Annotated in this window: 22 protein-coding genes; 10 read left to right on the forward strand and 12 right to left on the reverse strand. The window is 73.2% G+C overall.

The window, feature by feature from the left end; translation table 11 throughout:
* Positions 1 to 114: 114 nt before the first annotated feature.
* Positions 115 to 717 carry a sigma-70 family RNA polymerase sigma factor gene (locus ABD981_RS16180; protein WP_046908296.1) on the reverse strand — a complete coding sequence of 201 codons (603 nt, stop codon included), beginning with the start codon at positions 715 to 717 and terminating at the stop codon, positions 115 to 117.
* Between the two features lie 246 nt (positions 718 to 963).
* Positions 964 to 1575, reverse strand: coding sequence for a response regulator transcription factor (locus ABD981_RS16185; protein ID WP_003948568.1), 612 nt, complete (start codon positions 1573 to 1575; stop codon positions 964 to 966).
* 470 nt (positions 1576 to 2045) lie between these two features.
* On the opposite strand from ABD981_RS16185, the gene ABD981_RS16190 reads away from it, so the two are divergent.
* On the forward strand, positions 2046 to 2393 hold the full coding sequence (locus ABD981_RS16190; protein WP_046908295.1) for a WhiB family transcriptional regulator: 348 nt from the start codon (positions 2046 to 2048) through the stop codon (positions 2391 to 2393).
* Between the two features lie 413 nt (positions 2394 to 2806).
* On the opposite strand, the gene ABD981_RS16195 is transcribed toward ABD981_RS16190, so the two are convergent.
* Positions 2807 to 3727, reverse strand: a complete 921-nt coding sequence (locus ABD981_RS16195) for a LysR family transcriptional regulator (protein ID WP_046908294.1) — start codon at positions 3725 to 3727, stop codon at positions 2807 to 2809.
* An 80-nt stretch (positions 3728 to 3807) separates the two neighbouring features.
* Between ABD981_RS16195 and ABD981_RS16200 the strand changes: the two genes are divergently transcribed.
* Positions 3808 to 4473 carry an MOSC domain-containing protein gene (locus tag ABD981_RS16200; RefSeq protein ID WP_046908293.1) on the forward strand — a complete coding sequence of 222 codons (666 nt, stop codon included), beginning with the start codon at positions 3808 to 3810 and terminating at the stop codon, positions 4471 to 4473.
* A gap of 68 nt (positions 4474 to 4541) precedes the next feature.
* Positions 4542 to 5315 carry an SDR family NAD(P)-dependent oxidoreductase gene (locus ABD981_RS16205; protein ID WP_046908292.1) on the forward strand — a complete coding sequence of 258 codons (774 nt, stop codon included), beginning with the start codon at positions 4542 to 4544 and terminating at the stop codon, positions 5313 to 5315.
* 51 nt (positions 5316 to 5366) lie between these two features.
* Here the strand turns inward: ABD981_RS16205 and ABD981_RS16210 are convergent, their stop codons facing one another.
* Complete coding sequence (locus ABD981_RS16210; RefSeq protein ID WP_046908291.1) at positions 5367 to 6896, reverse strand: right-handed parallel beta-helix repeat-containing protein; 1530 nt, start codon at positions 6894 to 6896, stop codon at positions 5367 to 5369.
* Complete coding sequence (locus ABD981_RS16215; protein ID WP_046908290.1) at positions 6893 to 8731, reverse strand: DUF2264 domain-containing protein; 1839 nt, start codon at positions 8729 to 8731, stop codon at positions 6893 to 6895. The genes ABD981_RS16210 and ABD981_RS16215 overlap by 4 nt, the downstream gene beginning before the upstream one ends.
* Before the next feature lie 190 nt (positions 8732 to 8921).
* On the opposite strand from ABD981_RS16215, the gene ABD981_RS16220 reads away from it, so the two are divergent.
* From ABD981_RS16220 to ABD981_RS16240, 5 genes are all read left to right on the forward strand, one after another.
* A complete protein-coding gene (locus ABD981_RS16220) occupies positions 8922 to 10034 on the forward strand; it encodes a substrate-binding domain-containing protein (RefSeq protein WP_046908289.1) in 1113 nt (370 codons plus the stop codon).
* Positions 10035 to 10161: 127 nt separating this feature from the next.
* A complete protein-coding gene (locus ABD981_RS16225; RefSeq protein WP_046908288.1) occupies positions 10162 to 11490 on the forward strand; it encodes an ABC transporter substrate-binding protein in 1329 nt (442 codons plus the stop codon).
* A gap of 4 nt (positions 11491 to 11494) precedes the next feature.
* Positions 11495 to 12412 carry a carbohydrate ABC transporter permease gene (locus tag ABD981_RS16230; RefSeq protein WP_046908287.1) on the forward strand — a complete coding sequence of 306 codons (918 nt, stop codon included), beginning with the start codon at positions 11495 to 11497 and terminating at the stop codon, positions 12410 to 12412.
* Positions 12409 to 13263, forward strand: coding sequence for a carbohydrate ABC transporter permease (locus ABD981_RS16235; RefSeq protein WP_046908286.1), 855 nt, complete (start codon positions 12409 to 12411; stop codon positions 13261 to 13263). The genes ABD981_RS16230 and ABD981_RS16235 overlap by 4 nt, the downstream gene beginning before the upstream one ends.
* 17 nt (positions 13264 to 13280) lie before the next feature.
* Positions 13281 to 14300 carry a hydroxyacid dehydrogenase gene (locus tag ABD981_RS16240; protein WP_046908285.1) on the forward strand — a complete coding sequence of 340 codons (1020 nt, stop codon included), beginning with the start codon at positions 13281 to 13283 and terminating at the stop codon, positions 14298 to 14300.
* On the opposite strand, the gene ABD981_RS16245 is transcribed toward ABD981_RS16240, so the two are convergent.
* Entirely contained in the window at positions 14297 to 17785 is a 3489-nt protein-coding gene (locus ABD981_RS16245; RefSeq protein WP_131723873.1) for a hypothetical protein, read from the reverse strand. The genes ABD981_RS16240 and ABD981_RS16245 overlap by 4 nt on opposite strands.
* Before the next feature lie 73 nt (positions 17786 to 17858).
* On the opposite strand from ABD981_RS16245, the gene ABD981_RS16250 reads away from it, so the two are divergent.
* Positions 17859 to 18557: an ester cyclase gene (locus ABD981_RS16250; protein WP_046908283.1), complete on the forward strand. Its 699-nt coding sequence runs from the start codon at positions 17859 to 17861 to the stop codon at positions 18555 to 18557.
* A gap of 107 nt (positions 18558 to 18664) precedes the next feature.
* Here ABD981_RS16250 and groL read toward each other — a convergent pair whose 3' ends face one another.
* The 4 genes from groL to ABD981_RS16270 all read right to left on the reverse strand — a co-directional run bounded on the left by groL (position 18665) and on the right by ABD981_RS16270 (position 22184).
* Positions 18665 to 20293, reverse strand: a complete 1629-nt coding sequence (groL, locus tag ABD981_RS16255; RefSeq protein WP_046908282.1) for a chaperonin GroEL — start codon at positions 20291 to 20293, stop codon at positions 18665 to 18667.
* Positions 20294 to 20409: 116 nt separating this feature from the next.
* Positions 20410 to 20718 (reverse strand): co-chaperone GroES, encoded by a 309-nt coding sequence (gene groES, locus ABD981_RS16260; RefSeq protein ID WP_037688098.1) that lies wholly within the window; start codon positions 20716 to 20718, stop codon positions 20410 to 20412.
* A 174-nt stretch (positions 20719 to 20892) separates the two neighbouring features.
* Positions 20893 to 21255, reverse strand: coding sequence for a hypothetical protein (locus ABD981_RS16265; RefSeq protein ID WP_165590940.1), 363 nt, complete (start codon positions 21253 to 21255; stop codon positions 20893 to 20895).
* The gene (locus ABD981_RS16270) at positions 21252 to 22184 is read right to left on the reverse strand and encodes a polysaccharide deacetylase family protein (protein ID WP_046908281.1); all 933 of its coding nucleotides are present in this window, start codon (positions 22182 to 22184) and stop codon (positions 21252 to 21254) included. The genes ABD981_RS16265 and ABD981_RS16270 overlap by 4 nt, the downstream gene beginning before the upstream one ends.
* A gap of 101 nt (positions 22185 to 22285) precedes the next feature.
* Between ABD981_RS16270 and ABD981_RS16275 the strand changes: the two genes are divergently transcribed.
* Positions 22286 to 23470 carry a THUMP-like domain-containing protein gene (locus ABD981_RS16275; protein ID WP_046908280.1) on the forward strand — a complete coding sequence of 395 codons (1185 nt, stop codon included), beginning with the start codon at positions 22286 to 22288 and terminating at the stop codon, positions 23468 to 23470.
* Here the strand turns inward: ABD981_RS16275 and ABD981_RS16280 are convergent.
* Together ABD981_RS16280 and ABD981_RS16285 are read right to left on the reverse strand one after the other, a co-directional pair.
* Positions 23415 to 24083, reverse strand: a complete 669-nt coding sequence (locus ABD981_RS16280; RefSeq protein WP_046908279.1) for a hypothetical protein — start codon at positions 24081 to 24083, stop codon at positions 23415 to 23417. The two genes, ABD981_RS16275 and ABD981_RS16280, sit on opposite strands and share 56 nt — an antisense overlap.
* 39 nt (positions 24084 to 24122) lie before the next feature.
* On the reverse strand, positions 24123 to 25319 hold the full coding sequence (locus ABD981_RS16285) for an RNA polymerase sigma factor (protein ID WP_046908311.1): 1197 nt from the start codon (positions 25317 to 25319) through the stop codon (positions 24123 to 24125).
* Positions 25320 to 25338 lie beyond the last annotated feature (19 nt).

Genomic DNA, 25338 nt, shown 5'->3' on the forward strand with positions numbered 1-25338 from the left:
GGTGCGGATGTCCATGCTAACGGGCCGCGGCCGTGTCTCATTCCACGATCAAGATCAGCGGGCAGCTTTGGACGTTCATACGTGTACGTGAGGGACACCCGCCCCTCCGAACCCTTACTGCTCGGCCAGCGCCCGCAGCCGGCTCAGCGCACGGTGCTGGGCCACCCGGACGGCCCCCGGGGACATCCCGAGCATCTGCCCGGTCTCCTCGGCGGTGAGTCCGACGGCCACCCGGAGGACGAGCAGCTCGCGCTGGTTCTCCGGGAGGTTGGCGAGCAGCTTCTTGGCCCATTCGGCGTCGTCGCTGAGCAGCGCCCGCTCCTCGGGCCCGAGCGAGTCGTCCGGCCTCTCGGGCATCTCGTCGGAGGGCACGGCCGTCGATCCCGGGTGCCGCATGGCGGCCCGCTGGAGGTCGGCGACCTTGTGTCCGGCGATCGCGAAGACGAAGGCCTCGAACGGCCTGCCCGTGTCCTTGTAGCGCGGCAGCGCCATCAGGACCGCGACGCAGACCTCCTGGGCCAGGTCCTCCACGAAGTGACGGGCGTCACCGGGCAGCCGGTTCAGCCGGGTACGGCAGTAGCGCAGGGCAAGGGGGTGCACGCGCGCGAGGAGGTCGTGCGTCGCCTGCTGGTCCCCCTCGACGGCACGGTGAACGAGTGCACCGATCTCCCCCTGCCCTGCGGGCACGGGGGACCCCATGGTCTCGTCGTCGCGCATCGCTCCATGGTGCCTTGACGCCTGCTCGTTCGCGGCACCGCGTCCGTAGTTGTGCACCGAAGCGTTATGAGCAGGTGCGCCGGCACTCATCTCCTGCGCCCTCCCCTTCCGCTGGTTGTCCGCTCGCTCGTTCGTCTCGTCCCCGAGGAACTCCACACCTTCAAGGATGCGGCATTCCGCGGAGAAGTGACACAAGCCCACCCCGTCCGCCGCTCGGCGGACGGGGATGCGGCCGATGGCCGCAGGTCAGCGGACCAGGCCCCAGCGGAATCCGAGGGCGACGGCGTGCGCCCGGTCGGAGGCGCCCAGCTTCTTGAACAGCCTGCGCGCGTGGGTCTTCACCGTGTCCTCGGAGAGGAAGAGCTCGCGCCCGATCTCCGCGTTGGACCGGCCGTGGCTCATGCCTTCGAGCACCTGGATCTCACGGGCGGTGAGGGTGGGCGCGGCGCCCATCTCGGCCGAACGCAGCCGGCGCGGGGCCAGTCGCCAGGTGGGGTCGGCGAGGGCCTGGGTGACGGTGGCCCGCAGCTCGGCGCGCGAGGCGTCCTTGTGCAGATAGCCACGGGCACCCGCGGCGACCGCGAGCGCGACGCCGTCCAGGTCCTCGGCGACGGTGAGCATGATGATGCGGGCGCCGGGATCCGCGGAGAGCAGCCGGCGGACGGTCTCCACGCCGCCCAGGCCGGGCATGCGCACGTCCATCAGAATCAGGTCCGAGCGGTCCGCGCCCCAGCGGCGGAGGACTTCCTCGCCGTTGGCCGCGGTGGTCACGCGCTCGACGCCGGGCACGGTCGCGACCGCCCGCCGAAGCGCCTCTCGGGCAAGCGGGGAGTCGTCGCAGACGAGGACGGAAGTCATGCCTGACCTCCGTTGCTCTCGCAGCTGAAGCGCGTCACCTTGAGCCTCCAGGGCTGGTACGTATCGTCACCTGTGCGGTTGACACCCCCGGACACCTGTCCGAGCGCTTTCTTCTTCAACCGCCTCCGCACTCTCTAACGACGGTCACTCGAAAGAGTTACGGGTCGGACGGCCGCCTTCGGCACTCTATGTGAGGGCCCGTACGCGGAGGAGAGCGTCGCAGGTCATCCGTCCTTCACCCGAAGCTATGCCCCATTTAGCGGGTTTTCTTCCCTTTTCGCGGTGTCTGTGGCTAGATTCGCAATGAGTCATATTTACATCTACTTAGACAGTAGTTGTACGGTCGGATCGAACCCGCGAGAGCGGGTACGCGACACCCGGCGGGGGGCGAAGGGCCCCCGTCGATCAGCCAGCCAAGCCATCAACCCGCCCACCAATCCGTTCGACACGGTTTCAAGGGGACTAGCGCAATGGCAGATTTCTCCCGCCTTCCCGGACCCAACGCCGATCTGTGGGACTGGCAACTGCTCGCGGCCTGCCGCGGGGTCGACAGCTCCCTGTTCTTCCACCCCGAGGGAGAGCGCGGCGCGGCACGGAGTGCGCGCGAGAACTCGGCGAAAGAGGTCTGCATGCGGTGCCCGGTACGCGCGGAGTGCGCGGCACACGCGCTCGCCGTACGGGAGCCCTACGGCGTCTGGGGCGGCCTCACCGAGGACGAACGCGAAGAGCTCATGGGTCGAGCCCGCAATCGCCTGGTCACGACGTCCGCCGCCGCGCGGACGTCCCACACGAGCTCGGCAGGCTTGGGTCACGCCTGAAGTAACGTTTCTGCACGACTGACCGGGACAACCGAAGACACGGGCCGGGCCCGCACCCACCCGGCTCCGGGAGCCGCGCCGCACGCGGCCCGGGGGCGTGCGGCGCCCGTGGCCGCGCGGGCCCGCGCCCGCCGCGCGGCGGACGGCCGCGGAACCGGGCCGTCGCCCGGACGGCGGGCGCGTACCCCCTCGGGGCGGAACGCGCTCGGCCGGCCGATACCGGCGGCCTCACCCGTACGGTCGCGGCCCCCTCACCCGTACGGCGCCGCGCACCCACTCCGACGGGCGTGCGCCCGCACCCGTCCGGCCGGACCCCGTTCCCCCGTACGGCGCAGCCCGACCCGTACCGCGGTCCCCCGGACGGCGGTCCACGGACCACCCGTACGGCGGCGGCCCGGCCTCACCCGGACGGGCTATGCCCGTGTCGTCGCCGACCGCTCGGCGGCGCGCTCAGCGGCGCGGGTCAGCTCGTCCAGGGTGGCCGCGACGGCCGGGACCTGGGCCAGGTCCGGAAGGGTGAGGGCCACGATCTCGCGCTCGACGGCGGGTTCCACCGTGACGGTGACGGCACCCTTGGGCCGTACGGACTCGAGGGCCAGCTCCGGCAGCACGGCCACGCCCAGACCGGCGCCCACCAGGCCGATCACGGCGGGGTAGTCGTCGGTGGCGAAGTCGATGCGCGGGGTGAAGCCGGCCTCGCGGCAGACGTCGACCAGTTGGCGGCGGCAGCGCGGGCAGCCGGCGATCCACGGGTCCTCGGCCAGTTCGCCGATGGCCACCGACTCCGCCCCGGCCAGCCGGTGCCCCTCGGGCACCAGGCCGACGAGCCGGTCGGCGAGGAGCGGGCGGACCACCAGGTCGTCCCAGGCGTCCGGGCCCGCCCCGTAACGGAAGGCGAGGGCCAGGTCGCAGTCGCCCTCGCGCAGCATCTCCACCGAACGCGGCGGCTCGGCCTCCACGAGGGAGACCCGGGTGCCGGGGTGGGCGGCGCGCAGCGCGGCGAGGGCGGTGGGCACCAGGGTGGAGCTGCCGCTCGGGAAGGAGACCAGGCGCACCCGCCCGGCCCGCAGGCCCGCGATGGCGGCGACCTCCTCCTCCGCGGCGGTGAGCCCGGCCAGGATCCCGGAGGCGTGGCGCACGAGGGCCTCGCCCGCCTGGGTGAGGCGCATCTCCCGTCCGGTGCGGATCAGCAGGGGCGTGCCGGCCGAGCCCTCCAGCGCCTTCATCTGCTGGCTCACGGCGGGCTGGGTGCAGCCCAGTTCGCGCGCGGCGGCGGAGAAGGAACCGGTGGCGGCGACGGCGCGCAGGACGCGGAGGTGGCGGGCCTCGATCATGACCCCAATCATAAGCCACCCTTGGATATGGCGCAGAATTCTTGCACCAAACTTTGAGGAAGCTCGCCTAGGCTGCCCCCATGGAACTGCTCAGCGTGAACGTGGGACGCCCCAGGACCGTCGACTACACCAACGCCCCCGGGGGCCGGACCGGCATCGACAAGCGCCCGGTCGACGGCCCCGTCCTGATCACGGCCCCCGCGCCCGGAGGGGCCAGCGGGGTCGCCGGGGACGCCGTGTGCGACCTGCGCTTCCACGGTGGCCCGGACCGGGCCGTGCACGCCTTCGCGCGCGAGGACATGGAGGTCTGGGAGGGCGAGCTCGGCCGCCCGCTGCCGCCCGGCTCCTTCGGCGAGAACCTCACCACCCGGGGCCTCGACGTGAACGGCGCCCTGATCGGCGAGCGCTGGCGGATCGGCCCCGACCTGGTGCTGGAGGTCACCGGCGGCCGCATCCCCTGCCGCACCTTCGCCGGCTTCGTCCAGGAGGACGCCTGGGTCCGCCGCCTCAACCGGTCGCCGGCGGGCCCGGGCGCGCTGCTGCGGGTGATCGAGCCGGGCGAGGTCCGCGCGGGCGACCCCGTCGAGGTCGTCCACCGCCCCGCCCACCCGATCACCGTCACGCGCCTCCACCACGCCGCCACCGCGGACCGCTCCCTGCTGCCGAGCACACTGGTGGCGGCCGAGTGGATGGAGTCGGGTCTGCTGGCGCTGGCGCGGAACCACGCGGAGAAGTACGGGGAGTAAGGCGGGCGGCCGGGGAGCGCCCCTTTCCCGCACACGGCGTTCACACGGCGCGGGTTACCGTGCCGCGTATGACGACTGCACTGATTACGGGCGCGACCGCCGGCATCGGCGCCGCCTTCGCCCGGCGGCTGGCCGCGGACGGGCACGACGTGGTGCTCGTGGCCCGCGATGTGAAGCGGCTTCGGGACCAGGCGACGGAGCTGCACGACCGGCACGGCATCGAGGCGGAGGTGCTGGCGGCCGACCTCTCCGAGGAGGAGGGGATCGAGGCCGTGGCGGCGCGGCTCTCGGACACCAGGAAGCCGGTGGACCTCCTGGTGAACAACGCCGGGTTCGGCAACAAGGGCCGGTTCCTCGAAGTGTCCATGGCCGACGAGCTGAAGATGCTGAAGGTGCACTGCGAGGCGGTGCTGCGGCTCACCTCGGCGGCGGCGGAGTCGATGCGGACCCGGGGGCGCGGCGGGGTGGTGAACGTCGCCTCGGTGGCCGCGTTCGTGCCGCGCGGCACGTACGGGGCGTCGAAGGCGTGGGTCGTGCAGTTCACGCAGGGCGCCGCGCGGGACCTCGCGGGGAGCGGGGTGCGGCTGATGGCGCTGTGCCCGGGGTTCGTGCGGACGGAGTTCCACCAGCGGGCGGGGATGGGGACGGACAACATCCCGGGCTGGATGTGGCTCGACGCGGACAAGCTGGTCTCCGCGGCGCTCGTCGACCTGGCCCGGGGGCGGACGCTGTCCATCCCCGATCCCCGCTACAAGGCGCTGATGGGCGTGGTGAAGCTGGCGCCGCGCGGGCTGCTGGGCGGGGTGTCCTCCCGAGCGGGGCGCAAGTACGGGCCCAAGTAGGGCCCGTACGCACGCCCGCTCGTGCGGCGGTCCGTGCGGCGGTCCGTGCGGTCAGTCCAGGCCCGGCCCCTCGTACGCCCCGATGTTGGGGGGCGATGTCGCCGACACGTCGTTCCCGAACCAGTCCCTGCCGCCGTTGTCCTCGATCGGGGCGCCGGCGGTCAGGGCCGGGGAGCCGGCCGCGAGCCGGAGGTCGGGCCGGAGCAGCGGGTCCGCGGTGAGGCCGCCGGGGTTCGGGCGGGCCATGGTGATGCCGTGGAAGAGGTTGTTCGCGAAGGAGAGCCCGGGGGTGGGGTTCTTGAACGCGTAGCCGCCGGGGGCGCCCTCGTTCACGAAGAGGTTGTTGGTGAGGGCGAGTTCGTGGCGGGTGGTGGCGGGGCTTCCGGCGTCGTCCTGGACGAGGTGGGCGGGGACGGCCGTCCGGTTGACGAAGGTGTTGTTGTAGATCCTGGTGTTGAGGATGGGGCCCCAGCAGTTCTGGATCAGGCGGGCGCCGTCGTCGACGCTGACGTTGTAGCGGACGACGGTGTCGAGGGTCCGGGCACCGCTGTAGGGGCAGATCAGCAGGAAGCCGCCGGCGTTGTCGTGGCTGTGGTTGTACTGGAAGACGGTCCCCTTGGAGGCGCCGTCTGCGTCGAAGGACATGCCGTCCTTGGTGTTGCCGCCGCCCGACACCTCGTTGTACTCGACGGTCGTGTCGTCCGTGTTGAAGGTCCAGATGCCGGCGTTGGCGGCCTTGGAACGCAGCTGGAAGCCGTCGACGCGGTTGTGGTCGACGCGGGCGCCGCTGGTGGTGTCGATCTTGATGCCGTCGCCGGCGATCGAGGTCAGCGAGTTGTGGTGCACCCGGACGCCGAGGCTGGGGGTCCAGGGGCCGGGGAAGGCGACCGGGTCCTGCTGGTTCCCGACCAGGTCGCGCTTGGAGAAGCGGGACTTGAAGTAGACGCCCTCGCGGTCGACGTCCCGGATCTCGTTGTGGCCGATGTCGAGGCCGTCGTACCAGCTGGGGACGGTGGTGCCCTCGACGGCGACGTGGATGGCGCTGGAGCCGGTGAGGGTCTTGGAGTCGCCGCCGCGCACGTCGTGGATGGAGAGGTGGTCGAGGGTGATGCCCTTGGCCGCGCCGTAGTCCGCGAGGCGCAGCCGGACGCCGTTGCGCTCGGTGCCGGGGGCCGCCGCGTTGGTGATCTCCAGCCGGGTGAGGCGGACGTACTGGGTGTCGGCGAGGAGGACGGCGTCGTGGGCGCCGTTGCCGTCGATGACCGCGCGGCCGGGCGCGCCGCCGTAGTCGGCGATGGTGAAGACGGCCCCGGGGGCGCCCGCGCCCCGCGGCTGGAGCGTGCCGGTGCAGGTGGTGCCGCGCTTGAACAGGAGCCGGTCGCCGGGCCCGTAGGGGTGGGCGTTGGCCTCGGCCAGGGTGGTCCAGGGGCGTCGGGCGCTGCCGTCGCCGGGGGCGGCGGCCGAGCAGTCGACGTAGTGGCGGTCGCCGGTCCGCGGGGCGGCCGTGGCGGGGACGGCGGTCAGGAACGGTAGTGCCAGGGCGGCGGCGGTGAGGGCCGCGAAGGTACGGCGCTGGGTCACTGGTCCTCCGGGTCGGGGGCGTCGAGGGCGATGCGGGAGGTGCTGCCGTTCTGCCAGGTCACGTGGAGCGTGCGGGCACCGCTGACCTGGACGTTCGCGAGGTCGGACACGGGGGCGGGGGTGGCGGCGGAGCCGGGCTCGGGGCCGGGTTCGGCGGTGAGCGAGGCGAGGGCCACGAAGAGGGCGGCGGGTCCGGCGGTGGTGCCGTGCAGGGCGGGGGTGCGGGTGGGGCCCGGGCCCTGGAGGGTGGCGCCGGTGGGGAGTTCGGCGAGCCCGGGGCCGTAGCCGTGGACGGGGTGGAGCTGGGAGACCGGCCCGTCGGGGTGGACGGTCCAGCCGGTCAGCCGGACGGGGGTCCCCTCCGGGGCGTCCAGGACGAGGTGGGCGCGGACCTCGGCGCGGCCGTGGACGAGGACGGCGGACACGACGCGGACGCCGGGGAGCGGCGCGTGCAGGGAGACGGCCCGGTCGGGACCGGTGCCGAGCGGGGTGACCGGGCCGCGGGGGGTGGCGCGGCCGTCGGCGTCGAGCAGGGCGAAGTGGTTGTCGGCGGGGTCGGGGGCGGTGGTGGGGCCGGTACGGGTGGAGTAGGCGTGGCGGGAGTAGCCGGGGTCGTCCGCCCGGGGGTCGCCGACGTGGTCGCTGCCGTGGTTGTGGAGGCGGACGAGGCCGTCGGCGGCGGTGGTCTGGACGAGGAGCCCGGTCGGCCCGAAGGCCCTTACGGTGTCGGCGCGTTCGGCGGGCAGGGGTTCCTCGGGGTCGGTCCAGGCGGGGTGGTCGGCCGGGAGCAGCAGGCCGAGGAAGCCCTTGGAGGCCCAGTAGGGCGAGCCGGGGCCGGAGTAGGTCTGCAGGACGGGCTCGTGGGGGCCGTGCCAGCCGAGGGTGAGCAGCCCGCGGGCGTCGGCGGCGCCGCGGTCGAGGAAGTGGCGGAGGCTGCCGGAGGCGAGGCGGCGGGTGGCGCCGGGGGTGAGCGGGGTGTGTCCGGTGAGGGTGCCGAGCCAGGGGGCGGCGGCCGCCGCGAAACGGTAGGTCAGGGACCTGCCGTACGGGAGGGGGGCGCCGTTCGTGTCGAAGAGGTGCACGTGGTCGTCGAGCTGGGCGCGCAGCCGGGGGCCGTAGCGGTCGAGCAGGGCGCGGTCACCGGCGAGGTGGGCGTGCAGGACCGGGTAGAAGTGCAGGGCCCAGGCGTTGTAGTGGTCGAAGGCGCGGTTGTCGCCGTCGCTGTACCAGCCGTCGCCGAGGTACCAGTGCTCGATCCTTTCGAGGGCGCGGTCGACGGTGGCGGCGGCGCGGTCGGTCTCGATGCCGGCGTCCTGGAGGAAGCCGGCGACGGTGAGTCCGAAGAGCCACCAGTTGTTGTCGACGGGGGACGGGCCGAGGGCGGGGAGCAGCCAGTCGACGGCCCGTTGCCGGACGGTGTCGTCGAGGTGGTCCCAGAGCCGGCGGCGGGTCAGGCGCAGGGCGAGGGCGACGGAGGCGGACTCGACGACGGCCTGGCGGGTGCCGGCCATGAGGGGCCAGGACTCGGGGCCGTCGCCGCCGGGGCGTTCGGTGCCGGCGGCGAGTCCTTCGGCGTAGCGGCCGAGGTGTCCGTGCGGGTCGTCGCCGTGCGCGGCCCGCAGGGCGGCGAGCAGGAAGGTGCGGGCGTAGCCCTCCAGGGCGTCGGAGCGGGGGCCGGACCAGCTGGGGCGGGGGCCGGGCAGGGCGATGAGTCCGCCGCGGGGCGAGGCGTGCGGGCGGACGGCGAGCAGGAGGCGGTCGGCCGTGGCCTCCCAGTGGGCACGGGTCCAGCCGGTGTACGGGCTGAGCTCACGGTTCTCGGGCGGCGTGGGCATGATGCTCCCTGGGATTCCGTGCGTCGGCGGGTGACGGCGGCGTCGCCCGGAATCCTGAAGACGCTTCGATCGAACGTCAAGAGGAGACGGAGCGAATGATCGAAACTCCTTCCGTTCGATCATTTCGGCTCGTCCTGCTCTAAGGTCGGGAACGACCACCACCGCCAGGGGAACCGAGGGGAACCGCACCGTGCGCGAGAGTGCTGCCGAACGACACGACCGACTGCTGGCCCTGGTGCGCGAGCGCGGCACGGCCCGCGTCTCCGACCTGGCCGGACTGCTCGGGGTCTCCCCCGTCACCGCGCGCCGGGACGTCGAGGCGCTGGCCGCCCGGGGCCTGCTGGACCGGGTGCACGGCCAGGTCTCCTGGCCCCGCGGCCAGGGCCCGGCGGGACCCCAGGGCGGCGGCGGGCTGGTGCTCGGACTCCTCGCCCCCTCGGCCACCTACTACTTCGCCGAGGTCATCCGGGGCGCGCACGAGGCGGCGGCCCGGGCCGGAGCCCGGCTCATCCTGCGGATCTCGGACTACCGGCCCGAGGAGGACCGGGCCCGCACCGAGGGCCTGCTCGCGGCGGGCGCCGAGGGCGTGCTGGTCGCGCCGGGCTGGCGGGGCCCCGAGGACCGGCTCGCGTACGGGGACTGGCTGGCCGAACTGCCGGTGCCGGCGGTGCTCCTGGAGCGCCGGGCGGACCCGGGCACCCCGCTCGACGGCCTGGACCGGGTGGCCTCGGACCACGCCCACGGGGTGCTGCTCGCCCTGCGCCACCTGCTCGCGCTCGGCCACGCGACGCCGCTCCTCGTGGCGCGCGGGGACAGTCCGACGGCGCTCGCGGTGCGCGCGGGGTACGCCGAGGCGCTCGGCACGCTGGGCCTGGAGGCGCCGCGGGCCGTGATCGACTCCGTACCGGCCGAGCACGACCCCGAGGGCTTCGAGCGGGCGGTGCGGGCGCTGCACGAGGCGGTGGGGTCCGGGCGGGCGAGCGCGGCGCTGGTCCACAACGACGTGGACGCGATCCAGATCGTGCAGCGCCTGGCCGAGCTGGGCGTGCGGGTGCCGGAGGACCTGGCGCTGATCGCGTACGACGACGAGGTCGCCGCACTGGCCGACACCCCGCTGACGGCGGTCGCACCGCCCAAGCGGCAGGTGGGCGGGCACGCGACGGAGCTGCTGGTGGAACGGGTCACGGAGCGGGCGGGGGAACGGGCCGGGGACGGGGGCGGCGAGGAGCCGGCGCGGCGCCATCTGAGCCTGCTGCCGAGCCTGCGGGTGCGGTCCTCCTGCGGGGCGTCCGCGCTCTCCTGAACGGGACGCCCAGCCCTCATATCCTGATCATTTTTCGATCATTCAATCTTTCGCTCTTGACTTCGGTCATGAACGGTTCCAGGATCACGGCCAACCCCGTCCGTGCCGCCGTGTCAGGAGCCGTGCCGTGCCCCGTAGACCCCGCAGTCGAAGAATCACCCGTGTCATAGCCGCCACCGTCGCCGCCACCGCCCTGGCCGTCCTCACGGCCTGCGGAGGCGGCGACGGCGACACCGCGGCGAAGCCCTCCGGGCCCGTGACCCTCACCTTCTGGGGCTGGGCCAAGGGCTCCAAGGACGTGGTCGACGCGTTCAACGCCTCGCACGAAGACATCCAGGTGACGTTCGAGGAGATCCCCTCCGGCACCGCCGGCGGCTACGCCAAGATCTCCAACGCCGTGAAGGCGGGCAACGCCCCCGACCTGGTCTCCATCGAGTACTCCTCGCTCCCCGAGTTCGTCTCCTCCGGGGCCCTCCAGGACATCGGCGGCGAGTTCACCGAACAGGACCGGGCCAAGCTGCTGCCGCAGGCCGTGCAGCTCACCACCCTCGGCGGCAAGAGCTGGGCGGTGCCCTTCGACGCCGCGCCGCAGGCCTTCTTCTACCGCAAGGACCTGTTCGCCAAGTACCAGGTCGCCGTCCCCACGACCTGGGACGAGTTCAAGGCCGCCGCCGAGAAGGTGAAGAAGGCCGACGCCAAGGCCCGGATCGCCACCTTCTTCCCCGACGACCCGACCACCTTCGAGGCCATGGCCTGGCAGGCCGGCGCCCAGTGGTTCAAGGCCGAGAACGACACCTGGAAGATCGACACCACCGACGCCGCCACCACCAAGGTCGCCGCCTACTGGCAGGGCCTCCTCGACGCCGACCTCGTCCACAAGAACGCCTCGTTCAGCCCCGAGTGGACCGGCTCCCTGAAGAACGGCACCACCATCGGCTACCTCGGCGCCTCCTGGGGCGCCGGCGTCCTCAAGGGCACCCTGCCCGAGCAGAGCGGCAAGTGGGCCGTCGCCCCCATGCCGAACTGGAACGGCACCCCCGCCAGCGGCATGCTCGGCGGCACCTCCTTCGCCGTCACCAAGGACAGCGGGAAGAAGGCCGCCGCCGTCGAGTTCGCCGAGTGGATGTCCACCACCGAGGCCGGCGTGAAGGCCCGGATCGCCTCCGGCACCTCCAGCGCCTTCCCCGCCGCCACCGCGCTCCGCCCGGTCGCCAAGCAGGTCTTCGACGCGAGCTACTACGGCGGCCAGGACATCTACGCCCTCTTCGAGCAGTCCGGCGCCTCCATCGCCCCCGGCTGGTCCTGGGGACCGACCACCGGCACCACCAACACCACCATCAAGGACCAGTTCGGCAAGATCGCCAAGGGCGGCCCGGGCATCACCGACGCCATCAAGGCCGGCCACGACGCCACCGTCGCCGAACTCACCAAGCGCGGACTGAAGGTCGAGGGCTGATCCGGTGAAGGCCCGCACCCGTGCCGCCGCGACCCTGCTGACCCCGTTCTTCCTCCTGTTCACCACGGTGATGGTGGTGCCGATCGGCTACGCGGTCTGGCTCAGCCTCTTCACCGAGAAGCAGTCGGGGCTCGGCTTCGGCGGCGCCGAGACCGTCTTCAGCGGACTCGACAACTACACCGCGGCGCTGGGTGACCGGGCCTTCCTCGAGGGCTTCGGCGTCCTGCTCGGATACTGCCTGCTCTACATCCCGCTGCTGCTCGCCGGAGCCCTCGGCCTCGCCCTGCTGCTCGACTCGGCGCTCGCCCGCGCCCGCCGCTTCTTCCAGCTCGCGCTCTTCCTGCCGCACGCCGTGCCCGGCATCATCGCCGCGCTGATCTGGGTCTACCTCTACACCCCGCAGCTCAGCCCGGTCGTCCAGGCCATGGAGGCCGGCGGCATCGGCTTCGACTTCTTCTCCCCCGAAGGCGCCCTCCCCTCCATCGTGAACATCGCGCTGTGGGAGTGGCTCGGCTACAACCTGGTGATCTTCTACGCGGCCCTCCAGGCCATCGACCGCTCCGTCCTGGAAGCCGCCACCGTCGACGGCGCGGGCTCCTGGCGGGTCGCCTTCTCCATCAAACTCCCGCTGATCAGGTCCTCCCTGGCGATGGTCGCGCTCTTCACCGTCATCGGCTCGCTCCAGCTCTTCACCGAACCGCTGATCCTCAACAAGGGCACCGGATCCGCCGTCACCTCCACCTGGACGCCCAACATGTACGCGTACACCGCCGCCTTCGACCGCAACGACTACGGCCTCGCCGCGGCCGCCTCCGTCCTGCTCGCCCTGACCGCCGCCCTGCTCTCCTTCGCCGTCACCCGCCTGACCGGCCGTCGCGGCGGACGCCGCGGCACCGGCCGCCGGAAGGAGAAGGCCGCATGAGCAAGCCCCGCACCCCCTCCGTCTGGCTGTCGAAGGCCGCCGTCAACGGCGCCCTCGTCCTCGCCGTCGTCTACATGCTCTTCCCGCTCGTCTGGCTGCTCACCGCCGCCACCAAGGACGCCGGCGGGCTCCTCGCCGGGAACGCCTTCTCCTTCGAGGGCTTCGACCTCGGCGGCAACCTGTCCCGGCTCGCCGAGTACAACGACGGCATCTACTTCCACTGGTACCTGAACAGCCTGCTGTACGCGGGCGTCGGCGCCCTCGCCTGCTCGCTGGTCAGCGTCGCCGCGGGGTACGCCTTCGACAAGTACGACTTCCCGGGCAAGGAGAAACTCTTCGGCGTCGTCCTGCTGGGCGTGCTCGTCCCCACCACCGCGCTCGCCCTGCCCATGTACCTGCTCGCCAGCGAGGCGGGCATCGTCAACACCTACTGGGCCGTCATCCTGCCCGTCCTGGTCAACCCCTTCGGGGTCTACCTCGCCCGGGTCTTCAGCGCCGGCTACATCCCCGACGAGGCGCTGGAGGCCGCCCGCATCGACGGGGCGGGCGAGCTGCGCACCTTCTGGTCCATCGGCCTGCGCATGGTCATGCCCGGCTTCGTGACCGTCTTCCTCTTCCAGTTCACCGCGATCTGGAACAACTTCTTCCTCCCCCTCGTGATGCTCTCGGACCAGAAGCTCTTCCCGCTCAGCCTCGGCCTCTACTCCTGGAACAGCAACGCCCACGCCGAGCCCGACTTCTACCCCCTCGTCGTCACCGGATCCCTGCTCGCCGTCGTCCCCCTCGTCGTCGCCTTCGTCTCCCTCCAGCGCCACTGGAAAGCGGGCCTGACCGCCGGCAGCGTCAAGTGAGGAGCACAGGTCCCACGATGCACCACACCACTGACAACCGCCCCGCCCTCCTCCTCGCGATGGGCCCCGGCATCGCCGAACGCCTCCTCACCGACGCCCACCGCGACCGCCTCGCCGCCCTCACCCGCACCGACCCGCGGCTCGTCGCCCACGACCTGTCGGCCCCGGACGCGAGGGTCGCCGCGGCCCTCGCCGAGGCCGAACTCCTCCTCACCTGCTGGGGCACCACCCCGCTCACCGCCGAGGTGCTGGCCCGCGCCCCCCGCCTCAAGGCCGTCGTCCACGCGGCCGGCTCGGTCAAGCACCACGTCACCGACGCCTGCTGGACCCGCGGCCTCGCCGTCACCTCGGCCGCCGCCGCCAACGCGCTGCCCGTCGCCGAATACACCCTCGCCGCGATCCTCTTCGCCGGGAAGCGGGTCCTGCGCTCCGCCCAGCAGTACGCGGACCGGCGCACCGCCCAGGCCTGGCTCGACGAGTCCACCGCCTGGGGCAACTACCGCCGCACGGTGGGCATCATCGGCGCCTCCCGCATCGGCCGCCGGGTCATCGAGCTGCTGCGCCCCTTCGACTACGAGATCCTGCTCCACGACCCGTACGTGACGGACCCCGGCCCGGGCGTCTCGCTCGTCCCCCTCGACGAACTCTGCGCCCGCAGCTCGGTCGTCTCCGTCCACGCCCCCCAGCTCCCCGCCACCCACCACATGCTCGGCCCCGCGCAGCTCGCCGCGATGCCCGACGGCGCGACCCTGATCAACACCGCCCGCGGCTCCCTCGTCGACGAGACCGCCCTCCTCCCCCACCTCCGCTCGGGCCGCCTCCACGCCGTCCTCGACGTCACCGACCCCGAACTCCCCGCCCCCGACTCCCCCCTGTGGACCCTCCCCAACGTCCTCCTCACCCCGCACGTCGCCGGCTCCCTCGGCAACGAACTGCACCGGATGGCGGACCAGGCGATCGAGGAGGTGGCGCGGTACGGGCGGGGGGAGCCGTTCGCGGAGGAGGTACGGGCGGCGGACCTGACGCGGTCCGCCTAGCGCAGCAGCAGCCGGAGCCGCTCGCCCTCGGCGACCACCTCCTCCCTCGCGCCCGGCTCCCGCGCCAGCACGGCCGGCAGCGCCTCGTACCAGGGGCCCAGGTGCAGGGCGAGGGCGGTGAGTTCGCGGGCGCGGCGGGGGTCGGGGTGCTCGACGGCCAGGACGGTGTACGCGGCGGCGCACTTCGGGCCCAGGTGGTGCAGCTCCGCGAGCACCGCCTCGGCCCGCGCGTGCTCGCCGGCGCGGGCGAGGTCGGCGGCGAGCAGCGGCAGCGCCTTCTGCACGGCGTCGGGCTCCAGTCGCCGCACGAGGTCGAGCGCGTGGTCGTGGGCGCCGAGCAGGACCCAGGCGCGGAGCAGGTACTCGGGCTGGGACGAGCCGTAGTAGGTGAGCCAGGACCGGGTCGCCCGGTGCAGCAGGGCCGTGGCCTCCTCGCGGCGGCCGAGGGCCAGTTGGGCACGGACGAGGTCCGGCAGCATGTACGCGGTGGTGGCCGCCCGGGGCCAGGACACCTCCACGGCCCGGTCCAGCCACTGCTCCGCCTCCTCGCGGCGGCCCTGGAGAGCCAGGGCGTGCGCCAGTGCGGTGGAGACCTCGATGACATCGAGGTCTGCCGTGAGCCGTCGGGCGAGCCAGGCCGCCCGCTCCACCTCGCCCGACCGCGCGTACGCGGTGGCCTCCGACACGCGAACTCCGGACCTGGCGGCGGTGAACAGCGGACCCGCCTCCGCGAGCGAGCCTTCGGCGATCCGGGCCGCCGCGACTCTCGCGACCGCCCCGATCCAATCGTGGGACCTCACGGCGAACGACTCGGCGAGCCCGGTCTGCCCGGTCGCCAGCAGCGCCGGCACCAGGTCTCCGTCGTCGCGGTCCTGCTCGTGGGTCACGCCGTCGAGCAGTACCGAGGCCCGTTCCCGCTGTCCGGTTTCCGCGAGAGCGCGGGCGCACCCCGCCAGGCGCTCCACCAGCATGCGCCGGGGCGGCTTGCGACTGCCCGCCTCGGCCGCTGTCAGCAGCTCACGCGCCTCTGCGAAGTACCCGACATCGTGCAGGGACTCGGCCGCCGGTCCGATCAGCGCGGAGGTGAGACGCAGTTCGTGCTCGGGCCCGGTCATGCGCGCCACCACCTCCCGCGCCTCGTCGACCCGGCCTCGCATGGTCAGTTGCCGTACGAGTTCACCGATAGCGGCGAAGCCGCGGGCACTCTCGGTCAGCCGTCCCAGCAGGGGCATGACCGTGTCCGGCTCCTCGCGCGCGAGACGGGTCTCCGCGATGATCTCCCACACGTTCTCGGCGTACTCGCCCGGTGGCAGTCCGAGAGCCATCTCCTCGGCCTCCCCGTCCAGACCGCGCTCAGCCGTGACGCGGGGAAAGCTCGCCAGAACCCCATCGCTAGCCGAGTCGAACGCTTCCCAGGCCAGGTCCCACGCTCCGATCCTCGCCAGCGCGACGGTGTAGGCCTCCGCGTCACCGCCATTCGACGGATGCCGCGGTGCGCGCGCCAGACCGAGCTCACCGGCCTCCACCAACGCCTCGATCAGCTTGCGCCGTAGCCCGGCCCCGTCCTCGTCAGGCTCCATCACCTCGTACTGCCGCAGTCCTTCGGCCAGAAGGTCGGCAACCGCGCCGTCCTGTCCCGCTTCCCGGAGTGCGGTCGCCGCTCTGATCAGGACCACGGCGGCGACCGCCCGGTTCGGGTCAGTCTCGCGCGCCGCCTGCTCTGCGTCCCCGCCCCGGCCCGCCCAGATCAGCGAGCGGACCGTCTCGGAGCGCGCGTTGGCCCGCAGCCGGATGTGCGGCTCGCCGCGCGCGAGGCCGAGGGCCCGCTCGTACTTATCCGTCGCGCAGAACGCGCGGGTCAGCGCGTACAGCGGCCGGTACCGGTTGTGGTCACTGACGATCCGCCGTACCTGCCGCTCCGCCCGCTCGTGGAAGCCGAGCGCGACCAGCAGCATGGCGGCATCCGCCGACGCGCGGTCCCGCCCGTAGCTCTCCCGGTCCCGCAGCGCCAGCGTCTCCGCCTCCTCGGCGAGACGGACGGCCCTGTCCCGGTCCCCGCGCCGCAGCAAGGTCGCCGCCACCGCGCACAGCCCCGCCACCGCCCCCTCGTCCCCCGCACCCCGCGCCAGCGCCACCGCCCGGTCGACCTCGCCGACGGCTGCCCACCCGGCCGCGAGTTCCGGGCGCACGAGGCCGCCGCTCAGCTCCAGGCCGTCCCGCCGGATCGCGAGCCTCAGCATCAGCGGGACCAGGTCCGGCCGGTCGCCCCCGGCGAGCAGGGCTTCCTCCGCCGCCCGCACCTCCGCGAGGGCCGCCCCGTCCCCGCCGGTCACCGCGAGCAGCCGGCCGTGCCGTGCGGTGTCGAGGGCGCAGGAGACCAGCCGGTCCACGTCCCCCGCCGCCCGCAGCATCGCGACGTACCCGCGCAGCAGGTGCTCCGGTGTGCCCTCGGGCCAGCCGCGCTCCCGCCAGCGCTGCGCCCAGGTGTGCAACCGGGCCCGGAAGCGGTCCAGTTCGCGCGGACCCAGCATCTCCCGGGCCTGGGCGGCCAGTTCCTCGTGGGCGAGGAGGTAGGCGGGGCCGGCCGGGGCGAAGGTGCGGCCGGGGCCGGTGCGCAGCAGGTCGCGGACCCGGTAGGGCACCTCGTCCGTGAGCTCCGCGAGGTCGTCCGCCGTGAGGCCGCCGCCCGCGGCGGTGAGCAGGGCGAGGAGCTCGTACGGGAGGCCGCCCGCCGTGAGGAGGTGCTTCAGCTCGCGTTCCGCCTCGACCCGGATCGCGCGGGCGGACGGAGAGGGGGCGAGGAGGCGGACGGCCGCCGGGTCGCGCAGCGGGTGGGTGTCGGGGACGTCGGCCGGGAGCGGCGGGTTGAGGCGGCCGGAGACGACGACCGGCAGGTCGTCCGGGAGGAGGGCGGCGATCGAGTGGGCGTCCGGGCCGGTGGTCACTCCCCGGTCCTCGTCGAGGCCGTCGACGAGGAGGACCAGCCGTTCGCCGCGCTCGGCGCAGGCGCGGGCGGCGGCCCCGTACAGGCGGAGCAGGTGGGCCTGCCGGGTGGCGGCGGTGAGGAGGGCGGGCAGCGGCTCGGCGGCCAGTTCGGCGAGCTGTTCCAGGACCACGTCGAGGTACGCCGCCGCGTCGCTCTGGGCGGCCCAGCGGGCGGTGACGAAGAAGGGGACGATCCGCACGCCCGGCGGCGGGCGGAGGGCGAACCAGGCCATGAGCGCGGTCTTGCCGGCCCAGGCGTCGGCCCGCCACCACAGGTAGCCGGGGGCGCCGCCCCGGCAGAAGGCGGCGAGCTCCGCCAACTCGTCTTCCCGGTCGCGCAGTTCGGCGGGGGCGAGGCGGCCGACCTGTTCCCAGTACGCGGACCGGACGGGCGCCGCCGCCCCGGCCACGATCCGGTTGCCGTCGCCGACGACCACGATCCCCGTGCCGTTGTCGACCGTGACCGACCGCTCCCCCGGTTCCTCCCCCATGGCCCGCATGCCCCCATGCTGCCAGGGCACCCCGCGCCCGCGGACCTAGACTGGAAGGGTCCGCCCCGGCCCGGGAGGCGCCATGAGTTTCGTACAGATAATCGACTGCAAGACCAGCCGGATCGACGACCTGAACCGGCTCATGGACGAGTGGGTCGCCCAGACCAAGGGCAAGCGCACCGCCACCCACAGCATCGTCGGTACGGACCGCTCGGACGCCTCCCATGTGGTGGAGATCGTCGAGTTCCCCTCGTACGACGTGGCCATGCGCAACTCGCAGCTGCCCGAGACCGACCGGATCTTCCGGGAGATGGTCGCGCTCTGCGACGAGATGCCGACCTTCACCGATCTGGACGTGGTCCGCGACGAGGCGCTCTACAAGGCGAACTCGCGCCGCTTCCTCGAACTGGTCGCCGGCGGGGAGGACCTGTCGCTCCTCGACCAGGTGCTCGCCGAGGGGTACCACGACCACGATCCGTCCAACCCCACGGACGTCATCGGCATGGACGCGGTGCGGCGCGAGGTGGAGATGTGGCGGGGCGGCTTCGACTTCGCCTTCACCGTCGAGGACCAGATCGCCGAGGGTGACCGGGTGTGCACCCGCTGGACCTGGCACGCCACCCACACCGGCGATTTCATGGGTCTCCAGCCCTCCGGCATCGCGGTGGAGATGACCGGCACGATGATCCAGCGGTTCCGGGAGGACGGGAAGGCCGTCGCGGGGTGGTGGCAGTACGACATGCTCGGGCTGATGGGGCAGCTCGGGGCGGTCGAGGCCTAGGCCCCGCCTTCCGGATCCCGCCGGAACGCATCGAGGCCCGGTGCCCCCGCGACGGGGGCACCGGGCCTCGGCTGTGAGCTACGCGCTACGCGCTACGAGCTACGGCGTCAGTGCGAGTGACCGTGGCCGTGGCCGTGGCCCGCGTCCGCCGGCTCCTCTTCCTTCTTCTCGACGACCAGGGTCTCGGTCGTGAGCAGCAGGGAGGCGATGGAGGCGGCGTTCTCCAGGGCGGAGCGCGTGACCTTCACCGGGTCGATGACGCCGGCCTTGACCAGGTCGCCGTACTCGCCGGTCGCGGCGTTGAAGCCCTGGCCCTTGTCGAGCTCCGCCACCTTCGAGGTGATGACGTAGCCCTCGAGGCCGGCGTTCTCGGCGATCCAGCGCAGCGGCTCGACGGCGGCGCGGCGGACCACGGCGACACCGGTGGCCTCGTCGCCGGTCTTGTCGAGGTTGCCCTCGAGGACCTTGACGGCGTGGACGAGCGCGGAGCCACCACCGGAGACGATGCCCTCCTCGACCGCGGCGCGGGTCGCGGAGATGGCGTCCTCCAGACGGTGCTTCTTCTCCTTCAGCTCCACCTCGGTGGCGGCGCCGACCTTGATCACGCACACGCCGCCGGCCAGCTTCGCGAGGCGCTCCTGGAGCTTCTCGCGGTCCCAGTCGGAGTCCGTGGACTCGATCTCGGCCTTGATCTGGTTGACGCGGCCGAGGACGTCCTCGGAGGAGCCGGCGCCGTCCACGATCGTGGTGTCGTCCTTGGTGACGGTCACGCGGCGGGCGGTGCCCAGCACGTCGAGACCGGCCTGGTCGAGCTTGAGGCCGACCTCCTCGGAGATGACGGTGGCACCGGTGAGGGTGGCCATGTCCTGGAGCATCGCCTTGCGGCGGTCACCGAAGCCGGGCGCCTTGACGGCGACGGCGTTGAAGGTGCCACGGATCTTGTTGACGACGAGGGTGGAGAGGGCCTCGCCCTCGACGTCCTCGGCGATGATCAGCAGCGGCTTGGAGCCACCGGCCTGGATGACCTTCTCGAGCAGCGGCAGGAGGTCCTGGATGGAGGAGATCTTGCCCTGGTTGATCAGGATGTACGGGTCGTCGAGGACGGCCTCCATGCGCTCCTGGTCGGAGACCATGTACGGCGAGAGGTAGCCCTTGTCGAAGGCCATGCCCTCGGTGAACTCCAGCTCCAGGCCGAAGGTGTTGGACTCCTCGACGGTGATGACACCGTCCTTGCCGACCTTGTCCATCGCCTCGGCGATGAGCTCGCCGACCTGCTGGTCCTGCGCGGAGAGCGCGGCGACGGCGGCGATGTCGGACTTGTCATCGATCGGGCGGGCGGTCGCGAGGAGCTCCTCGGACACGGCCTTGACCGCGGCGTCGATGCCCTTCTTCAGGGCGGCCGGGGAGGCGCCGGCGGCGACGTTGCGCAGACCCTCGCGCACCAGGGCCTGGGCGAGCACGGTGGCGGTGGTGGTGCCGTCACCCGCGATGTCGTTGGTCTTGGTCGCCACCTCCTTCACGAGCTGGGCGCCGAGGTTCTCGTACGGGTCCTCGATCTCGACCTCGCGGGCGATCGTGACACCGTCGTTGGTGATGGTGGGGGCGCCGAACTTCTTGTCGATGACGACGTTGCGGCCCTTGGGGCCGATCGTCACCTTCACCGTGTCGGCCAGCTTGTTGACGCCGCGCTCAAGGGCGCGACGGGCGTCCTCGTCGAACTTCAGGATCTTCGCCATGGGAGCGGTTCAGCCCTCTCGGAAATCGTTGAAAGAAAACTGCGCCCCTGGACGCCCACGGAAAAAGCAGGGGTCAGGGGCGCAGCTCAAAGCATCTGTACAGGTGCCTTGGTGACTTACTTCTCGATGATCGCGAGCACGTCGCGAGCCGAGAGGACGAGGTACTCCTCGCCGTTGTACTTCACCTCGGTGCCGCCGTACTTGCTGTACAGCACGATGTCGCCGGTGTTGACGTCGAGCGGCAGGCGCTCGCCGTTCTCGAAGCGGCCCGGGCCGACGGCGAGGACGACGCCCTCCTGGGGCTTCTCCTTCGCGGTGTCCGGGATGACCAGGCCAGAGGCAGTGGTCTGCTCGGCGTCGAGCGGCTGGACCACGATGCGGTCCTCGAGCGGCTTGATGGCAACCTTGGAGCTGGTGGTCGTCACGATCCGACCTCCCCCTTCGGAGATCTCACGGGGTTAACTGTCTGAGGTGGCGACCAGCTGGATCCGTCGTCGCGGGTGCCGGACCTGCCCGTCGCTGTGTTGGCACTCTCCAGTGGTGAGTGCCAGAGCCGAGACTATGACCGCGATTAGCACTCGGTCAAGCGGAGTGCCAATTCACGACCCCGTGGCGTGAGCGGAGGGCGCGTCGGGAAGAACGCGCGGACGGAGCCCGTGGTTCCGTACGAGGGGCCTCACCGGGACCGGGGAGGCGGAGGCCCGGCCGGCGGGAACCGCCGAGGCGGCGGGCCCGGCGGGCCCGGCGGGAGCCGCGGGACCCGCGTGCGGGTCGGCGGCGGGCCCCCGGGCCGCGTGCGGCGGGCGCGGGACGCGCGGCGGGTGCGGCGAGACCTTCTCCGCCGCCTTGCGGCCCAGCCGCTCGATCGGGTCGATCGGGTCGGCCGAGGACGCGCAGGCGGGCAGGGTGAGCAGCGCGCCGGTCAGGGCCAGGGCGGCTGCCAGCCGGCGCGCCGGGCTCATACGTAGTCCTCCAGCCTGGCCACCGCGTACCCCTTCGCCGTGATCGTCTTCATCACCCGCCGGATCATGTCCGGCATGGTGCCCTTCCAGTCCTCCTTGCCGCGGAAGTGCGTGAGGATGATGTCGCCGGGGTGCAGGTCCCGGTCCCACTCGCGCCACTCCATGTGGTCGGGGAAGGCCTCGGAGGCCCACAGCGGGACGGCCTTGACCCCGCAGCTCTTCGCCGCGCGCAGGGTGTCCTCGTTGTAGTTGCCGTACGGCGGGCGGAAGAGCTCGGGCCGCTTGCCGAACTGCTTCTGGATGACGTCCTGCATCCCGCAGATCTCGCGCTTCTGGTCGTCGTAGTCGAGCCCGGGCAGATAGCGGTGGCGGAGGGTGTGGTTGTACAGGGCGACCCCGCCGGGCTGCGACTTCTGCATCGTCCGGAAGTAGCCGTAGTCCTCCTTGACCAGGTAGTCGCTGAGGAACGCGCTGTACGGGAGCTTCAGCTCGCTCATCATCCGCAGCAGCGCGGGGTCCTTCTCGGCGCCGTCGTCGATCGTCAGGAAGACGACCTTCTGCTTGGTCGGCACGGTGGTGAAGACCGGGGGCAGCCCCTCCCCCTGGGTCTCGAAGCCCTTGCGGGTGGTGATCCTCGGCTTCACGGCGGGCGGCGCCGGCGCTTCGAGCGGCGGCTGGGCCAGGCCCCACTTCTTGGCGGCGGCCACCCGGGCGGCGCGCGCGGCGCGGACCCGTGCGACGTACGCGTCGAGGGCGCCGGCCGCGTTCTGCGCACCCTGCTGGCCCGCGGCGGGCTTCGGGGGCGCGGCTCCGCCGTCGCCGCCGGGGCCCGCGCAGGCGGAGCCGAGGGCGGCGACGACGAGGGCGGCGCCGATCATGCGCACGGACCGGAAGCGCGCTTTTTGTTCCTTTTGTCTGACTAGCTGCATGGCGCCGCATCCTGTCAGCGCCGAGCCCCTCCCGGCCTCCGACACCACCGGCGCCGCCCACGCCGTCCCCCGGGCGGCCCACAGCCCCGGCGCCCCTCAGAATGGGACGGGTGACCGACCTCGCCGCCTTCGCCGCCCTGTTCTCCCCCGAGGGGCAGGCGCTCCTCGCCGCCCTGCGCGACTACGACCCCGCCCAGGAGCTGGCCGTCGCCTCCCGGCTGCGCCGGGAGCACCCCGCCGAGCTGGTCTCGGCGGCGCTCGGCCAGGCCCGGCTGCGGCAGCGCGCGGTGGCGAAGTTCGGCGCCGAGGACGCGTACCGCATGTACTTCACGCCCAACGGCGTCGAGCAGTCCACCCGGGCCACCGTCGGCGCCTACCGCGCGGCCCGCCTCAAGGCGCTCGGCGTGCGCAGCGTCGCCGACCTCTGCTCCGGCATCGGCGGCGACGCGCTCGCGCTCGCCCGGGCCGGGATCTCCGTCCTCGCCGTCGACCGCGACCCGCTCACCGCGGAGGCGGCCCGCGCCAACGCGGCGGCGCTCGGCCTCGACGGGCTGATCGAGGTGCGCTGCGCGGACGTGACGGAGATCGACACCAGCCCGTACGACGCCGTCTTCGTCGACCCGGCCCGGCGTGGCGGCCGGGGCCGGATCTTCGACCCGGAGGCCTACTCGCCGCCGCTGTCCTGGGCGGTCGAGGCGGCCCGCAAGGCCCCGCACGCGGCCCTGAAGATCGCCCCGGGCATCCCGCACGAGGCGGTGCCGGAGGAGGCCGAGGCGGAGTGGATCTCGGACGGCGGGGACGTGAAGGAGGCGGTGCTCTGGTTCGGCACCGAGCCCGGCGCCCGCCGCGCCACCCTGCTGCCCGGCGGCGCGACCCTCACCGGGGGCGGGCTCCCCGACCCGGAGGTCCGCCCCGTCGGCCGCTACCTGTACGAGCCGGACGGCGCCGTCATCCGCGCGCACCTGGTCGCCGAGGTGGCCCGGGAGCTCGACGGCGGCCTGATCGACCCGACCATCGCGTACGTGACCGCCGACGCGCTCGTCCCGACCCCGTACGCCTCCGCATACGAGATCACCGACGAACTCCCCTTCAACCTCAAGAAGTTGAAGGCCCTGCTGCGCGAGCGCGAGGTCGGCGTGCTGACCGTGAAGAAGCGCGGCTCCGCCGTCGAACCCGAGGAGATCCGGCGCAAGGTGAAGCCCAAGGGCCCCAACTCCGCGACGGTGCTCCTCACTCGGGTCGCGGGAGCCCCGACGATGCTGATCGGGCGCCCGGCCGGCCGGTGAGGCGGACGGCCATGCGGTAGTGCCCGACGGCCTTCGCGAGCCCGGTCAGACCCGTCACCCACAGGATGAGGGCGGCGCCCATGCCGTACGCGACGGCGCCGTAACCGCCGTCCTCCGGGCCCGTGTTGAGCGGCACGGCGAAGGCGGTCCACAGGCCGACCGCGCACATCGCGAAGGACAGCAGCAGCCAGCCCGCGCTCAGCAGCGGCAGCCGCAGCCGCGCGTCGGACGGCCCGTGCCGGTCGAGCGCGGCCCAGGCCGCGAGCCGCTCGCGGGCCACCCGGTCCCGGCCGAGGCTCCGCACGGTCAGCCAGACGGCGGGGACGAGCACGGCGATCCCGGCGGCTCCGCAGAACAGTCCGAGCAGCATGCCGATCGGGTCCGCCACCCCGCCGGCGCCGCCGAAGGACACGAGCGGGACGCCCACCAGCGACCAGCCCAGTTGGAGCAGCCCGAACCAGACCAGGAACAGCACCAGCCGTCCGCCGCCGAGCAGTCGGCGCACCAACTCGTCCATGGCGAGCGCCCGGTCGGCGAGCCGCGCCTCCCGGTCGGGCCAGGCCTGGACCTCGGCGGGCGGCGGGGGCGGGGGGAGAGGCATGCGGCGGGACATGCGGGGGAGCTTAACCGGCGGCCCTCCCGCACGGCGGCCTCACCCGGCGGCCCTGCGGCGCAGCAGCGCCCGCTCCCGCTCGTTGCGGGTGAGCTCCGCGGCCCGCGCGAACTCGGCCCGCGCCTCCTCCTCCCGGCCGAGCCGGGCCAGCAGGTCGCCCCGGACGCTGGGCAGCAGGTGGTAGCGGGCCAGGGCGGGTGCGGCGGCGAGGGCGTCGACGAGGGCGAGGCCCGCCTCGGGGCCCTCGGCCATCGACACGGCGACCGCCCGGTTCAGCTCGACGACCGGGGAGGGCGCGACGGCGGCCAGCCGCCCGTAGAGCGCGGCGATCGTCGCCCAGTCCGTCTCCTCGTACCGGGCCGCCCGGGCGTGGCAGGCGGCGATGGCGGCCTGGAGGGCGTACGGGCCGGTGGCACCGCCCTCCTCGACGGCCCGCCCCAGGGCCGCGTAGCCGCGCCGGATCAGCAGCCGGTCCCAGCGCCGCCGGTCCTGGTCGGCGAGGAGCACCGGCTGCCCGTCCGGGCCGGTCCTGGCCGCCGTCCGGGAGGCCTGGATCTCCAGCAGGGCGGCCAGCCCGTGGACCTCGCCCTCCCGGGGCATCAGCGCGGCGAGCACCCGGGCGAGCCGCAGCGCGTCCTCGCACAGGGCCGGGCGCAGCAGGTCGTCGCCGGCGGTCGCCGCGTACCCCTCGTTGAAGATCAGGTAGATGACCTCCAGGACCGAGCCGAGGCGGGCCGCCCGGTCCTCCCCGTAGGGGACCTCGAACGCGACCCCGCTGCGCGCCAGGGTCCGCTTGGCCCGGGTGACCCGCGCGGCGACGGTCGGCTCCGGCACCAGGAAGGCGCGGGCGATCTCGTCCGTGCGCAGCCCGCCGAGCAGCCTGAGGGTGAGCGCGGTGCGGGCCTCGGCGGAGAGCACCGGGTGGCAGGTGGTGAAGACCAGCCGCAGCACGTCGTCGTCGATGTCCCCGGGGCCGGAGGGCTCGGGGTCGTACGCCGTGTCGGTCAGCTCGCGGCCGACCTCCGCGAGCTTGCGGGCGTACGTCTCGCGGCGCCGTACGAGGTCGACGGCGCGGTGCTTGGCGGTGGCCGTCAGCCAGGCGCCCGGCCGGTCCGGGACGCCCGTCCGGGGCCACTGCTCCAGGGCGGCGACGAGCGCGTCCTGGGCGATCTCCTCGGCGATCCCGACGTCCCGGACGATCCGTGCCACGGTGGCGATGATCCGGGCGGACTCCATCCGGAAGACCGTGTCCAGG

The organism is Streptomyces showdoensis (genome assembly GCF_039535475.1).
Classification (GTDB): Bacteria; Actinomycetota; Actinomycetes; order Streptomycetales; family Streptomycetaceae; genus Streptomyces; species Streptomyces showdoensis.